This window comes from Caenimonas sedimenti, assembly GCF_007833165.1.
Classification (GTDB): domain Bacteria; phylum Pseudomonadota; class Gammaproteobacteria; order Burkholderiales; family Burkholderiaceae_C; genus Ramlibacter; species Ramlibacter sedimenti.
This window is the reverse complement of sequence record NZ_VOBQ01000002.1, coordinates 340,853-353,991: the sequence shown is the minus strand read 5'-3', so window position 1 is coordinate 353,991 and position 13,139 is coordinate 340,853. Positions and strand designations below refer to the sequence as shown.

At 68.4% G+C, this 13,139-nt stretch carries 14 protein-coding genes; 8 read left to right on the top strand and 6 right to left on the bottom strand.

Annotated features, from left to right (window positions below; all coding sequences use genetic code 11):
* Complete coding sequence (locus tag FN976_RS02745; RefSeq protein WP_145890706.1) at positions 1-972, bottom strand: tripartite tricarboxylate transporter substrate binding protein BugE; 972 nt, start codon at positions 970-972, stop codon at positions 1-3.
* Between the two features lie 129 nt (positions 973-1,101).
* Here FN976_RS02745 and FN976_RS02740 point away from each other — a divergent pair, with 129 nt between their 5' ends.
* Complete coding sequence (locus FN976_RS02740; RefSeq protein ID WP_255440060.1) at positions 1,102-2,007, top strand: AEC family transporter; 906 nt, start codon at positions 1,102-1,104, stop codon at positions 2,005-2,007.
* Here the strand turns inward: FN976_RS02740 and queG are convergent.
* Positions 1,960-3,075 (bottom strand): tRNA epoxyqueuosine(34) reductase QueG, encoded by a 1,116-nt coding sequence (queG, locus tag FN976_RS02735; RefSeq protein WP_255440085.1) that lies wholly within the window; start codon positions 3,073-3,075, stop codon positions 1,960-1,962. The two genes, FN976_RS02740 and queG, sit on opposite strands and share 48 nt — an antisense overlap.
* On the opposite strand from queG, the gene tsaE reads away from it, so the two are divergent.
* From tsaE to FN976_RS02720, 3 genes are all read left to right on the top strand, one after another.
* Positions 3,058-3,549: a tRNA (adenosine(37)-N6)-threonylcarbamoyltransferase complex ATPase subunit type 1 TsaE gene (gene tsaE / locus FN976_RS02730; RefSeq protein WP_432417843.1), complete on the top strand. Its 492-nt coding sequence runs from the start codon at positions 3,058-3,060 to the stop codon at positions 3,547-3,549. The two genes, queG and tsaE, sit on opposite strands and share 18 nt — an antisense overlap.
* Positions 3,546-4,886 carry an N-acetylmuramoyl-L-alanine amidase gene (locus tag FN976_RS02725; protein WP_145890698.1) on the top strand — a complete coding sequence of 447 codons (1,341 nt, stop codon included), beginning with the start codon at positions 3,546-3,548 and terminating at the stop codon, positions 4,884-4,886. Before tsaE ends, FN976_RS02725 begins: the two co-directional genes overlap by 4 nt.
* A gap of 176 nt (positions 4,887-5,062) precedes the next feature.
* Positions 5,063-5,272 (top strand): glycine zipper 2TM domain-containing protein, encoded by a 210-nt coding sequence (locus tag FN976_RS02720; RefSeq protein ID WP_145890696.1) that lies wholly within the window; start codon positions 5,063-5,065, stop codon positions 5,270-5,272.
* A 50-nt stretch (positions 5,273-5,322) separates the two neighbouring features.
* On the opposite strand, the gene FN976_RS02715 is transcribed toward FN976_RS02720, so the two are convergent.
* Together FN976_RS02715 and FN976_RS02710 are read right to left on the bottom strand one after the other, a co-directional pair.
* Complete coding sequence (locus FN976_RS02715; protein WP_145890694.1) at positions 5,323-5,799, bottom strand: aromatic-ring-hydroxylating dioxygenase subunit beta; 477 nt, start codon at positions 5,797-5,799, stop codon at positions 5,323-5,325.
* Entirely contained in the window at positions 5,796-7,106 is a 1,311-nt protein-coding gene (locus FN976_RS02710) for an aromatic ring-hydroxylating dioxygenase subunit alpha (RefSeq protein ID WP_145890692.1), read from the bottom strand. The genes FN976_RS02715 and FN976_RS02710 overlap by 4 nt, the downstream gene beginning before the upstream one ends.
* 112 nt (positions 7,107-7,218) lie before the next feature.
* On the opposite strand from FN976_RS02710, the gene FN976_RS02705 reads away from it, so the two are divergent.
* Both FN976_RS02705 and FN976_RS02700 read left to right on the top strand, forming a co-directional pair.
* Positions 7,219-8,583, top strand: a complete 1,365-nt coding sequence (locus FN976_RS02705) for an alpha/beta hydrolase (RefSeq protein WP_145890690.1) — start codon at positions 7,219-7,221, stop codon at positions 8,581-8,583.
* Complete coding sequence (locus FN976_RS02700; RefSeq protein ID WP_145890688.1) at positions 8,583-8,954, top strand: DUF5329 family protein; 372 nt, start codon at positions 8,583-8,585, stop codon at positions 8,952-8,954. The genes FN976_RS02705 and FN976_RS02700 overlap by 1 nt, the downstream gene beginning before the upstream one ends.
* A 3-nt stretch (positions 8,955-8,957) precedes the next feature.
* Here FN976_RS02700 and FN976_RS02695 read toward each other — a convergent pair whose 3' ends face one another.
* Positions 8,958-9,608 (bottom strand): VTT domain-containing protein, encoded by a 651-nt coding sequence (locus FN976_RS02695; RefSeq protein ID WP_145890686.1) that lies wholly within the window; start codon positions 9,606-9,608, stop codon positions 8,958-8,960.
* Between the two features lie 48 nt (positions 9,609-9,656).
* Here FN976_RS02695 and mutL point away from each other — a divergent pair, with 48 nt between their 5' ends.
* Together mutL and FN976_RS02685 are read left to right on the top strand one after the other, a co-directional pair.
* Positions 9,657-11,438 (top strand): DNA mismatch repair endonuclease MutL, encoded by a 1,782-nt coding sequence (mutL, locus tag FN976_RS02690; protein ID WP_145890684.1) that lies wholly within the window; start codon positions 9,657-9,659, stop codon positions 11,436-11,438.
* A gap of 78 nt (positions 11,439-11,516) precedes the next feature.
* Complete coding sequence (locus FN976_RS02685; protein WP_145890682.1) at positions 11,517-12,359, top strand: alpha/beta hydrolase; 843 nt, start codon at positions 11,517-11,519, stop codon at positions 12,357-12,359.
* Here the strand turns inward: FN976_RS02685 and aroD are convergent.
* Positions 12,356-13,132, bottom strand: a complete 777-nt coding sequence (gene aroD, locus FN976_RS02680; protein WP_145890680.1) for a type I 3-dehydroquinate dehydratase — start codon at positions 13,130-13,132, stop codon at positions 12,356-12,358. The two genes, FN976_RS02685 and aroD, sit on opposite strands and share 4 nt — an antisense overlap.
* Between the last annotated feature and the right edge of the window lie 7 nt (positions 13,133-13,139).

The following is a 13,139-nucleotide window of genomic DNA, read 5'->3' as shown; positions in this document are numbered from 1 at the left end:
CTAGTCGAGCTTCAGTTTGGCGGAGTCCACGACCTTCTTGTACACCTCGTACTCGGCCTTGATCTGCTGCGTGAACTGCTCGGGCGTGTTGCCGACGATGATGGAGCCGGTGTCCTCGATGCGCTTGCGCACGGCCGGATCTTCGAGCGCCTTCCTCGTGGCTCCATGGACCTTGTCGACGACCTCCTTCGGCAAGCCCTTGGGACCGAGGATCCCGTAGTAGGCCATGCGGTTCACCGGCTCCAGGCCCACTTCCTTGAAGGTCGGCACGTTCGGCAGTTCCTTCAGGCGCTGCGGCGCGGCCACCACGATGGCGATCAGGCGGCCGTCCTTGATGAAGGGCAGGGCCGAGGGGATGTTGTCGAAAATCATCGGCACCTGGCCCGCGACGGTGTCGTTGAGTGCGGGGCCCGCGCCGCGGTAGGGGATGTGCGTGACGAAGGTGCCGGACAGGCTCTTGTACAGCTCCATCTGCAGGTGGCCGATGCCGCCCGTGCCCGACGATGAATACGAATAACGGCCCGGATTCTTCTTCAGCACCTCGAGGAAGGTCTTGTAGTCCTTGGCGGGGAAGCTCGGATGCACCGCGATCAGGTTGGGCGTGGCCGCGATGTTGATGATCGGCGTGAAGTCGGTGGTCGGGTTGTATGGGATCTTGGTGTTGATGGCGGGGTTGGCCGCCGTCGTGGACACCGTCGCCATGCCCAGCGAATAGCCGTCCGGCGCCGAGCGCACGGTTTCCAGCGCGCCGATCACGCCGCCGCCGCCGGCCTTGTTCTCGATGACGACCGGCTGGCCCAATGCCTTGCCCAGCGGCTCCGACATGACGCGCGCGATGATGTCCGTGGTGCCGCCCGGTGCGAAGGGCACCTGCAGCTTGACCGGCTTGTTGGGAAAGCCCTGCGCGAAGGCGGGCGCGGCGGCAAGCGCCAGCACGCCCGAGGCGAGAGAGATCCAGGTGCGGCGTTTCATTGAGTTCTCCTTGAGGACATGGATGCGGAAGGGACCGCGCATCCTAAGTGCAGAAAATGCGCCCGCGTTTGTGGATTTCACATAAGGGTTAGCCCGAGTCGGGGCGGGCCGTCGGCTATTCTCCGGCGCGTGTACTTCGCCCAGCTGCTCTTCCCCGATTTCTCGCTGATCCTGTGCGGCTATCTCGTTTGCCGCTACACCGCGCTCGACCGCACGGTCTGGGAACAGGTCGAGAGCCTGGTCTACTACTTTCTCTTCCCGGTGCTGCTGTTCCAGTCGATCGTGCGCACGCCGCTCGATCTTGGTGCGGCTTCGAGCCTGATCGCCGCCGGCCTGCTGCTCGGGCTCTCCGGCATCGCCCTCGCCTACAGCCTGCCGTGGCTGCCATGGCTCGGGAAACAGATCGACCGGCGCGAGCATGCCGGCAGCGCGCAGGTGGCGTTCCGCTTCAATTCCTACATCGCGCTGGCCCTGGCCGAACGCCTGGCCGGGGCCCAGGGGCTGCTGATGATCGCCGTGCTCATCGGCGTGTGCGTTCCGCTGCTCAACGTCGGCGCCGTGTGGCCGATGGCCCGGCACGGCAACGTGGGCTTCGTGCGGGCGCTGGTGCGCAATCCGCTGATCATCGCCACGGCCCTGGGCATGACGGCCAATCTGGTGGGCTTCCGGGTCCCGGAATTCATGGACCCGACGCTCAACCGCATCGGTGCGGCGTCGCTCGCGCTGGGCCTGCTGGCCGCCGGCGCCGGCATGAAGTTCGCCACGCTCGCTCAGCAGAAGGCATTGACCACGGGCTTGCTGGTGATCCGTCACCTGTTGTTGCCGCTGGCGGGCTGGGGCTGGGCGATGGTGCTGCGGCTGGACGCCGCGCAGACCACCATCCTGCTGACCTTCTCTGCGCTGCCCACGGCCTCGAGCTGCTACGTGCTGGCCGCACGCATGGGCTACAACGGCGCCTATGTCGCCGGGCTCGTGACCCTGTCGACGCTACTGGGCGTGCTGAGCCTGCCGTTCGCTCTCGGGCTGTTGCGCTAGCGCCCACACCACGTGCTCCCGCACGAGCGTGCTGGGGTGCCCGGCGCGCGCCTGCAACGCCTGCCGCACGTCATAGCCACCACCCGCCCGCAAGGCATTGCCGAGTGCCACCGCGATGTTGCGCAACCAGCGTTCATGGCCGATGCGGCGGATGGGGCTTCCTTCCGTGCGACGCAGGAATTCCTCCTCGGTCCAGGCGAAGAGCTCCACCAGCGATGCGCCGGCCAGGCCGGGCCGCGCTTCGAAATCGGGCAGCGGCGAAGTGGCGGCGAACTTGTTCCAGGGGCAGGCGAGCTGGCAATCGTCGCAGCCGTAGATGCGGTTGCCCATCAGCGGCCGCAATTCAGCCGGGATGGGCCCGGCATGTTCGATGGTCAGGTACGAGATGCAGCGGCGCGCATCGAGCCGATAGGGGGCGACGATGGCCTGCGTGGGGCAGACCGCGATGCAGGCCGCGCAGGTACCGCAGTGGTCGGCGACGGTTTCCGTCACGGGCAGCGCCAGATCCACATAGATCTCGCCCAGGAAGAACATCGAGCCGCCCTCCCGGTTCAGCACCAGGGTATGCCTGCCCCGCCAGCCCTGGCCGCTGCGCGCCGCCAGTTCCACTTCGAGCACCGGTGCGGAATCCGTGAACACGCGATGGCCGAAGGGGCCGAGCGCCGCCGCCATGCGCTCGCTCAGGGCCTGCAGCCGCGCGCGCAGCACCTTGTGATAATCCCGGCCGCGCGCGTAAAGCGACACGATGGCTTCACCGGATCTTTGCAATCGCTCGAATTCGATGGCCTGCCAGCCTTCCGGCGTTGTGGCCGGGAGGTAATCCATCCGTGCGGTAATCACGCTCACGGTGCCCGGCACCAGTTCGGCGGGGCGGGCGCGGCGAACTCCGTGGCGTGCCATGTAGTCCATCTCGCCATGAAAGCCGTTAGCCAGCCAGGCAAGCAGGCCGGGCTCCGCCGACGAAAGATCGACGCCCGCGACCCCGATTTGGGAAAATCCAAGCTCGCGCGCCCAGTCGCGCACCTGGGCCAGCAGGAAAGGACCCTCCAACTGACCGCCATTGACCATCACCCGCCGATTGTAGGAGCGCCCGTCGTGCGGACGTGGCGCAGCGAGGCGGACACGCAGGAATTTGCCACGGCCCTGGCGGCCCGGCCCGGCATCGCCGATGCCTTCATCACCCTCCATGGCGAGCTGGGCGCGGGCAAGACGACGTTCGTGCGGCACCTGCTGCGCGCCATGGGCGTGGCGGGGCGCATCAAGAGTCCCACCTATGCCGTGGTCGAACCGCACGAGGCCGCCGGCGCCCGGCCGGTCTGGCATTTCGATTTTTACCGCTTCGACGACCCGCGCGAGTGGGAAGACGCCGGGTTCCGCGACGTGTTCGCCGGGCCCGGCCTGAAGCTGGCCGAATGGCCGGAGAAGGCGGGCGCCGCGCTGCCGCTGGCCGACCTGGCGATCCACCTGGAACCGCAGGCCGACGAGAGCCGGATCGTGACACTGCGGGCGCAGACGCCACGCGGCAGGGAGTTGCTCGCATGAAAAGCCGCCGCGACCTCCTGCGCGCGGGCGGCGTGGTCCTGCTGCTGGGCGCGCACCAGATCGCACGCGGGGCGACCATCCTGGCCGTGCGCCTGTGGCCCGCGCCGGACTACACGCGCGTCACCATCGAATCGGACGCCGTTCTCACCAGCAAGCAGGTGATCGCATTGCAACCGCCACGCCTGGCGGTGGACATCGAAGGCATCCAGCTCAATCCCGCGCTGCGCGAGCTGGTGGCGAAGCTGCGTTCGGACGACCCCTTCATCGCCGGCATCCGGGTGGGCCAATTCACACCGGACACGGTGCGGCTGGTGATCGACCTGAAGCAGGTGGCCGCGCCCCAGGTCTTCACGCTGCCACCGGTCGCCGCCTACCAGCACCGGCTGGTGGTCGATCTGTATCCCGTGAAAGCCGTCGATCCGCTGGAGGCTTTGATCGCCGAACGCATGAAGGAGGCGCGGCCGCCAGCGTTCGCGCCGGCGCCGGCTCCCGCGACCACCCCGGCCGACCCTTTGGGCGAGTTGATGGCGCAGCACGGCCAGCGCGCCCCGCGCCTTCCCGCGGAACCACCCGCGGCGGACCGGCCCGGCCGCCTGCCCCCGCCCCAGAAGACCGACCGCCTGATCATCGTGGCCCTGGACCCCGGGCATGGCGGTGAAGACCCCGGCGCCGTCGGCCCGGCCGGCACGCGCGAGAAAGACGTGGTGCTGAAGGTGGCGCACCTGCTGCGGGACCGCATCAACGCGACCACCGTCAACGGCAACCCGATGCGGGCGTACCTGACGCGTGACGCCGATTTCTTCGTGCCGCTGCACCAGCGAGTGCAGAAGGCCCGCCGCGTGCAGGCCGATCTGTTCGTGAGCATCCATGCCGATGCGTTCATCACGCCCACGGCGCGCGGCGCCAGCGTGTTCGCGCTGAGCCAGGGCGCCGCGTCGAGCGCCGCGGCGCGCTGGATGGCGGACAAGGAGAACAAGGCGGACCTGATCGGCGGCGTGAACGTCAAGACCGGCGACGCGCACGTGGCGCGCGCGATGCTGGACATGAGCACCACGGCGCAGATCAACGACAGCATGAAGCTCGGAAGCGCGCTGCTCGGGGAGATCGGCAACGTCGGCAAGCTGCACAAGGCGCATGTCGAACAGGCCGGCTTCGCCGTGCTGAAGGCACCGGACATCCCGAGCGTGCTGGTCGAAACCGCGTTCATCAGCAACCCGGAAGAAGAAGCGAAGCTGCGCAGCGACGCCTACCAGGAGCAGCTGGCGGACGCCCTCATGCGGGGCATCCAGCGCTACTTCGCCCGCAATCCGCCACTGGCGCGCAACCGCCCCGTTTGACGCCCGGTTTCTTGAGCCTCAGCCGCAACGCACCGGCCTGCAAACCCTGGTGCGTAGGGCCGACACCCCGCGTCAAGCACTTCCTACAGTCCCGCAGAACCCCCCTGCCTACAGTGTCCTTACAGGTGGGCCGCACCTTCTGCGGCCGGAACAATTCGACTTAGGAAGGTGAAATCATGAAGACGAAATTCTTTGCTGCGGTTGTCACGGCCGCTGCCCTGATGGGCCTGGGTGGCTGTGCCACGATGGACCGCACGACGGTCGGTACGGTGGGTGGTGCCGTGGTCGGCGGCCTCGCCGGCTCCGCCATCGGTGGCACCGGCGCCACGATCCTGGGCGCCGGCGCGGGCGCCTACATCGGCAACCAGGCCGCCAAGCGCTACTAAGCCCATCGTGCTGAAGGAAGAGGCCGTTCGCGGCCTCTTTTTTTGGCCCGTCAGATCGGATAGATCAACGAATTGAGGATCATCTCGCTGTCGTAGACGCACAGCCGGCTCGCCAGCTTCAGGCCCGCTCCGGTCCGCGCGAACTCGTCGATGTAGCGGCCCACGTTGTAGACCTCGCTGGCGTCGCCCGGCTTGGTGCGGAACACCGCATAGTGCGTCTGCGCGCGGATGCGTGCGCCGTCAGCGGGGAGCAACTGCGCGGGGCTCAGCACGTGCCGGGTGTAGTAAGGCCCGTGGTAGATCGTCTGCGTGATGCCGTAGACGCGGTCCTTCATCATGCCGCGGCTCTCCAGCGCCATCAGCGCCAGCGGCAGGCCGCGGTCGAAGTTCTCGCGCGCCTGCACCGTGTAGCACCCCTCTTCCAGGAAGAACGCCGGCCAGGCGTCGAACCGCCGCTCGTCCAGCGCCGCCGCATAGGCCGCATTGAGCTGGTCGATCTCCAGCTGCAACAGCAGGCTCTCGTTCATACCGCCATCACCTTCTTCCAGTAGGCGTACATGCTGCGAATCAGGGTCTCGGTGACCATGTGCTCGGTGCCGCCGGTGCCCGTTCCCCCCAGCTCGCACAGCGTGCTGCCCTCCTCGCCCCACTGCCGGAAGCCGTCCTGGCTGAACTCGATCACTTCGCCATCATCGGCGCTGACGAAACCGGCGGGCCCGAACAGGTTGGCCTGGCGCAGCCGGCGCCGCGTCATCTCGGGCGCATCGTCGGCGAAGCCGAAGTGCGTCCACACGAAATCGAACTCGCCTTCGCCGCGCGGGACGATGTGGCGGGTGGACAGCGAGTTCACCTGCTGCTGGATGATGAGGCTGGGGAACAGCGTGATCATCGTCACCGTGGGCATGATGTCCGTGCCGGGATTCGCGGGATCCGGCACCTTCCACCAGGCCTCGGGCACCACGTCGAGCAGGCGATCGTCGTGCAGCGCCATGTTGGCCTTGAACGAGGTCACGCCTTCGGTCACCGCCTTGTTGTCGCCGCCTTCGTTGCGCCGCGAGATCATCACCGCGTGCCGCCCATGCTGGTCCATCACCATGCGGCTTTTCTGGTCCGCGCGCCACAGCCCGAAGGTGACGAACCAGGTGTGCAGCAGCCCAGGGTGGTACGGGTCCTTGATGTTCTCCATCATCAGCTTCCAGTTGCCCGGGATGCGCTGGCGGTTGTAGCCCAGCAGGGTGAGCTGCCGGCCCTGGAAGATGCGGTTCAGCCAGGGCATGACCTCGGGGCCCAGGTAGTCTTCCAACGGCTCGGCGTCCTCGCTGAAGCTCGCGAACACGAGCCCGTGCAGCACCGCCACGCGCAGCTTCACCAGTCCATGGGCCGCGAGGTCGAAGTCCGGCGGCATGCCGCCGTTCACGCATTCCCCGTCCTTCACGCCGTCCTTGAACGGCAGGCCGGCGAGGTCGCCGTTGAGCTTGTAGGTCCACTGGTGGTAGGGGCACACGAAGCTGCGCGCGTTGCCGTGCGGCTGCTGGCAGAAGCGGACGCCGCGATGGGCGCAACGGTTTTCGACCACGCGGATGCCGACGTCGGTGCCGCGGTCCTTCGGGGCGATGCGGTCCCGGACCATGATGACCTGCCGCTCGCCGACCCAGCCAAGCTTGAAGTCGCCCACCTTCGGGATCTCGACCTCCAGGCCCACGTAGCACCAGTGAGCGCCATAGAAGATCTTGTCCAGCTCGCGGCGATAGAGCTGGGCATCGGTGTAAGCCCAGAAAGGCACCCGGCTGGAGCCGGGCCGGGCCCAGCGCGACAAGGTTTCCGGCGCATTCATGGCATGTCTCCTGCTGGCGGGGAATGATACGCGTACTTATCAATTCCGGCCATCCCGGCCATGCGTGGTATCCACGATGACAGCGCGGCAAGTGCTGCCTAGGATCAGGCGCATGCCTCTCCAACATATCCTGTCCGCCGCGGCGCTCGCCGTCCTGTTGTCCGCCTGCGCGACCGCGCCCGGCCAGCCCGCCATGCCCGAGGTGGCCAAGGCGCCTGCGCCCACCGAGCGCGCCTGCCCACCGGAGGTCCCCACGGGGGCCAAGTGCTACATCGGCGAAGACACGGTCGGGTCCTTCTACTGGATCGCAATCCCCGCCAACTGGAACCGCGGCGTCCTCGTGATGCATGCGCACGGGGGCCCCGCCGACACGGGCCCGGCAACCCTGCAGCGCAGCGAGGAGGACCTGAAGCGCTGGGCCGTCACCGTGAAAGCGGGCTACGCCTGGGCCGGCTCCAGCTACCGGCGCGGCGGCTACGGCGTCACCATGGCCGCCGAGGACACCGAGCGGCTGCGCCAGATCTTCGTGCGCCATTTCGGCGAACCGAAGCGCACGATCCTGCACGGCCAGAGCTACGGCGCTGGCGTCGCCTCGAAAGCGGCGGAACTGTATTCGACAGTGGATGGCCGCCGCGGCCCGTACGACGGCGTCCTGCTCACCAGCGGCGTGCTGGGCGGCGGCGCGCGCGCCTACGATTTCCGGCTCGACCTGCGCGTGATCTACCAATACGTCTGCAAGAACCACCCGCGGCCCGACGAGCCGCAATACCCGTTGTGGATGGGCTTGCCTGCCGACGCCAAGCTCACGCGCGCCGAACTCGCGGCGCGCATCGACGAATGCACCGGCGTGCGCAAGCCGGCGGCGCAACGCACGGAGCAACAGAAGGCCAACCTGTCGACCATCCTGTCGACGGTCCGCATCCCCGAGTCGTCCCTGGTCGGCAACATGAACTGGGCCACCTGGCTGATGCGCGACCTGACGCAGCTGCGCCTGGGCGGCCGCAACCCGTTCACCAACACCGGTGCGCTGTATCGCGGCTCGGCGAACGACACGGCGCTGAACTCGGGCGTGCTCCGCTATGCGCCGGACCGCCTCGCCGTGGAGGAACTGAATCGCGACAGCGCGCCCCAAGGCAAGGTGGCCATGCCCGTCCTGTCTTTCCACGCGAGCAACGACCCGACGGCTTTCGTCGAACTCCAGTCGCTCTACCGCGACATCATGCACAGGGGCGGCAGCGGCGACCGGCTGGTGCAGGTCTTCAGCGACGAGGCGGAGCACAGCTACGTCAGCGAACCGCAGTACCCGGCCCTGTTCACCGCCCTGCTCGACTGGGTGGAGCGCGGCGACAAGCCGACGCCGCGGAAGGTGCTGGCTCTGTGCAAGGGGTATGAGGCCGCTTATCGCGGGACGTGCCGGATCCAGCCGGACTACTCGCCGCCCGCGCTGGAGACGCGTGTGACGCCGCGGCCGCGCTGATGCTGCAGGTTCTCCGGGCATTGGCGATCGGCTTGTGGGCGCTCCAGGCCGCCGCGGCGCCGACGCCGGCGCCGGTGCGCGCCGAGATCGAGGCCCTGCTGGGAAAGCTTGAATCTTCCAGCTGCCAGTTCGAGCGCAATGGCTCCTGGCACAGTGCCTCGGAGGCCAGGAGCCATCTCCTGCGCAAACTCGAGGCCATCGAGCGCAGGGGCACGATCCAGGGCACCGAACAGTTCATCGAGCTGGCCGCCTCGAAGAGCAGTTCGTCGGGACAGCCCTACCGCGTCCGGTGCGGCAGCGGCGCCGCTGCCGGCAGCGGGCCGTGGCTGCACGAGCAGCTCCGCGTCATCCGCGCATCGTCCACCCGGTGACGGTCAGACCGAACTCACCGCCTTGCGCTTCGCGTTCCACGCGCCGAAGAGAACGACGACCCCGGGGATCAGGATCATCGCCCAGATGATCTTGTCGAGGTTTGCCTTGACCCAGGGGATGCTCCCCAGGAAGTAGCCGGCCGTGATGATGCCCACCACCCAGATCGCCCCGCCCACCAGGTTGAAGAGCGTGAACTTCACGCGGGTCATGTCGGCCACACCCGCCACGAAGGGGACGAACGTGCGCAGGAAAGGGAAGAAGCGCGCCAGGATGACCGTGATGCCGCCGTACTTCTCGTAGAACTCATGCGCGCGGTTGAAGGCATCGCGGTTGAAGTAGCGCGAGTTCTCCCACTGGAACACGCGTGGCCCGAACCAGCGGCCGATGGCGAAGTTGCACTGGTCGCCCAGCACGGCGGCCGCCCAAAGCAGCAGCACCGCGAGCGGATAGCTCATCAGCCCGAGCCCGCACAGCGCGCCCACCACGAACAGCAGCGAATCCCCGGGCAGGAAGGGCATGACGACCACGCCCGTCTCCACGAAGATGATGAGGAACAGCAGCGCGTACACCCAGTTGCCGTAGGTGGTGACGAAGTTTTCCAGGTGCCGGTCGACGTGCAGGATGAAGTCGACGAGGAACATGATGATTTCCATGGACGCGGATTATCCCTGCTGGAACCCGCCCCCTAGAATGCGCCAACCATGAACGCCGTGCTGTCCTCCCCGCCGCGCCGTCCCATCCGCGAGTTGCCGGACGAGCTGGTCAGCCAGATCGCCGCCGGCGAAGTGGTGGAACGGCCCGCTTCGGTGGTGCGCGAACTGGTGGACAACGCGCTCGACGCCGGCGCATCCCAGGTCACGGTGCGGCTGCAGGCCGGTGGCGTGCGGCTGATCTCGGTCGAGGACGACGGTGCGGGCATCGCGCGCGAAGAGCTGCCCCTGGCGCTCAAGCGCCATGCCACCAGCAAGATCGGCTCGCTGGCGGACCTGGAGTCCGTGGGCACCATGGGCTTTCGCGGCGAGGCCCTGGCCGCCATCGCTTCCGTGTCGGACCTCGGCGTCGTTTCGCGGGCCCATGGGCAGCCCGCCGCGTGGTTGCTGGACGCGTCCAGCGGCGAACTGCGGCCCGCGGCGCGCGCCACCGGCACCACGGTCGAAGTGAAAGAACTGTTCTTCAGCACGCCGGCGCGGCGGAAGTTCCTGAAGACCGATGCCACCGAATTCGCGCACTGCCTGGAAGCCGTGCGCCGGCACGCCCTGGCGCGCCCCGACGTCGGCTTCGCGGTCTGGCACGACGGCCGCTTGAGCGAGCAATGGCGCGCCGGCAGCGCCGAGCAACGGCTGGCCGACGTGCTCGGGGAGGACTTCCTGGCGCAGAGCGTCGCGGTGGAATACAGCGCCGGCCCGCTGCGCGTGCGCGGCCGCGCCGGCATCCCCGACGCGGCGCGGGCGCGGGCCGACTGGCAATACGCCTACGTGAACGGCCGCTGCGTGCGCGACAAGGTGCTCACGCACGCCGCGCGCAGCGCTTACGAAGACCTCCTGCACGGCCACCGCCAGCCGGTCTACGTGCTGCACGTGGAGATCGATCCGGCGCGGGTCGATGTGAACGTCCACCCCACCAAGATCGAAGTGCGGTTCCGCGACAGCCGCGAAGTCCACCAGGCCGTGCGGCATGCCGTCGAATACGCGCTGGCAGCGCCACGGTCCGCCGCGGCAGCGGCCGAGGCGGCGTCCCTGCAGCCCGCCTTCGAGGCGGCGCCCGCTTCGAATTGGTCGCAGCCTTCCATTCCCTTCCGGGCGCCCGCGGGCGGCGGTGTCGAGGAACTACGCGCCTTGTGGGCCCCACAGCCGGCCACCGCGGCGCAGGAGGTCCCCGTCCCGGTGCCGGAACCCGTGGCCTGGCCCCTGGGCCGCGCCATTGCCCAGCTGCAGGGCATCTACATCCTGGCGGAGAATGCCCAGGGCCTGGTCATCGTCGACATGCATGCGGCCCACGAGCGCATCGTCTACGAACGCCTGAAGAGCCAGATGGACGCGCAGGCCCTGCGCAGCCAGCCGCTGCTGATTCCCGCCACCTTCGCGGCCACGGCCCAGGAGGTTGCCACGGCGGAAGCCGGCGTGGAAACCTTGCAGGCCCTCGGCCTGGAGATCACGCCGTTCTCGCCCAAGACCCTGGCCGTGCGCGCCGTGCCCGCCAGCCTGGCGCAGGGCGATGCCGTCGAGCTGGCCCGCAGCGTGCTCGCCGAACTGGCCCAGCACGAGGGCAGCAGCGTGGTCGAGCGTTCCCGCAACGAGTTGCTGTCCACCATGGCCTGCCATGGTGCCGTCCGGGCCAACCGGCGCCTGACATTGGAGGAAATGAACGCCCTCCTGCGCCAGATGGAGGAAACCGAGCGTTCGGACCAGTGCAACCACGGCCGCCCCACCTGGCGGCAGCTGACCGTGCGCGAGCTGGACACCTTGTTCATGCGGGGGCGCTAGCCCAAGCCGGCCAGCGTTCATGCCCACTTCACGCAGCCGTGGGAAACTTTTGCGTCCGTTGCTGACTCAGCCTTTGCAATGAAACGCCGCCTCCTCTTTGCCTGTGCTGCCCTGGCCGCCTTCCTGACGGTCGGCTGCGCCACCCTCGACGAGCGCCAGCGCGCCTGGATCTTCCAGCCCAGCGACCGCGCCTGGGGCGGCAGCGCCGCGTACGCCCAGGACATGAAGGAGGTCTGGATTCCCTTCGAATCGAAGGTGACGGGCGAGCCGGTCAAGCTGCACGGCCTCTGGATTCCCGCCGAGAACCGCGCCGCCGACGGTCCGATCCTGCTGTACCTGCACGGCGCCCGCTGGAACGTCAGCGGCTCGGCGCCGCGCATCCGCCGCATGCAGGAGCTGGGCTTTTCGGTGCTGGCCATCGACTACCGCGGCTTCGGCAAGAGCAGCCCCGGCCTGCCTTCGGAGGACATGGCCTACGAGGACGCCAAGGCCGCCTGGGACTGGCTCGGCGTCCAGCACAAGGACCGCCCGCGGTACGTGTTCGGCCATTCGCTGGGTGGTGCCATCGCGATCGACCTGGCGTCCAAGGTCGACGACGAGCAGGGGGTGATCGTCGAAGGGACGTTCACCTCGATTCCGGACGTCGCCAGCACCATGAAGTTCGGCTGGCTGCCCGTCGGGCCGCTGATCACCCAGCGGTTCGAGTCGATCAAGAAGGTGGCCAAGCTGAACTCGCCACTCCTGGTGGTCCACGGCAGCAACGACAGCCTGATCAAGAGCGAACTGGGACGCAGGCTCTATGAGGCGGCGCCTGGCCGGAAGCATTTCCTGCTGGTGGAAGGCGGCTCGCACTTCAGCACCATGGCGGTGGGCCAATCGGCCTACCGCGAGGCCCTGGCCCAGTTCTTCAGCCTGCGCTAAGGGCTGCCCGCGCGCTGGAGCACGGTCAGGCCCGCGCGCACGTCTTCGATGGGCATCTGGCCCGGCGCGCTCGCCGCCGCGCCCATCGCGAAGGTGAGTGCGGAGCCGAAGACGCCGCCGCACAGCCGGCTGACGGCGCCCAACGGACCCATGGCCATGCTGATCACGGGGATCCCCAGGGTCTTGCTTGCCTGCAGCGTCGCGCCCAGCAGCCGGTGCACGTCCTCCACGCTCGAAGGCATCACGGCCACCTTGGCCACGTCGGCGTCGAGCGCCTTGGCCTGGGCGAAGCGGGCGGCGAGTTCCGGGTCGGGCGGCGTGGCGCCGAAATCGTGGAACGACAGGACGAGCGGCATGCCAGCCGCACGCGTGAACGCCCGCACCTGCGCCACATCCGCCGGAGCGTTGCCCATCTCGAAATCCATCAGGTCCACCAGTCCCGAAGCGCAAACCGCGCGATAGAGTGCCACCACGCCCTCCTCCTCGAGAGCGATGGCCTGCCCGCCTTCACGCACCGAGCGGCGGGTGAACAGCAGGGGGATGCCGCGCGCGGCTTCGCGCAGCTGCGCGCCGAGCCGCAGCACGCGCCCGGTGTCGGCGATGGCATCGTAGAAGTCGACACGCCACTCGAGCAGGTCCGGGGAATGGGCGGCGACCAAGGCGGCTTCCGCCAGCAGTGCGGCGTCCGTCCTGGCGACGAGGGGCGCACAGACGGCAGGCAGGCGGCCCCCCGCGAGCGGCCGGCCGTTCACGACGATTCCCGATGAAGGCATGCGATCT

Coding starts and splice junctions, on each gene's coding strand:
- FN976_RS02745 (WP_145890706.1), bottom strand. CDS start 972: ATGAAACGCCGCACCTGGATCTCTCTCGCCTCGGGCGTGCTGGCGCTT.
- queG (WP_255440085.1), bottom strand. CDS start 3,075: ATGGTCAATGGCGGTCAGTTGGAGGGTCCTTTCCTGCTGGCCCAGGTG.
- FN976_RS02725 (WP_145890698.1), top strand. CDS start 3,546: ATGAAAAGCCGCCGCGACCTCCTGCGCGCGGGCGGCGTGGTCCTGCTG.
- FN976_RS02720 (WP_145890696.1), top strand. CDS start 5,063: ATGAAGACGAAATTCTTTGCTGCGGTTGTCACGGCCGCTGCCCTGATG.
- FN976_RS02715 (WP_145890694.1), bottom strand. CDS start 5,799: ATGAACGAGAGCCTGCTGTTGCAGCTGGAGATCGACCAGCTCAATGCG.
- FN976_RS02710 (WP_145890692.1), bottom strand. CDS start 7,106: ATGAATGCGCCGGAAACCTTGTCGCGCTGGGCCCGGCCCGGCTCCAGC.
- FN976_RS02705 (WP_145890690.1), top strand. CDS start 7,219: ATGCCTCTCCAACATATCCTGTCCGCCGCGGCGCTCGCCGTCCTGTTG.
- FN976_RS02700 (WP_145890688.1), top strand. CDS start 8,583: ATGCTGCAGGTTCTCCGGGCATTGGCGATCGGCTTGTGGGCGCTCCAG.
- FN976_RS02695 (WP_145890686.1), bottom strand. CDS start 9,608: ATGGAAATCATCATGTTCCTCGTCGACTTCATCCTGCACGTCGACCGG.
- mutL (WP_145890684.1), top strand. CDS start 9,657: ATGAACGCCGTGCTGTCCTCCCCGCCGCGCCGTCCCATCCGCGAGTTG.
- FN976_RS02685 (WP_145890682.1), top strand. CDS start 11,517: ATGAAACGCCGCCTCCTCTTTGCCTGTGCTGCCCTGGCCGCCTTCCTG.
- aroD (WP_145890680.1), bottom strand. CDS start 13,132: ATGCCTTCATCGGGAATCGTCGTGAACGGCCGGCCGCTCGCGGGGGGC.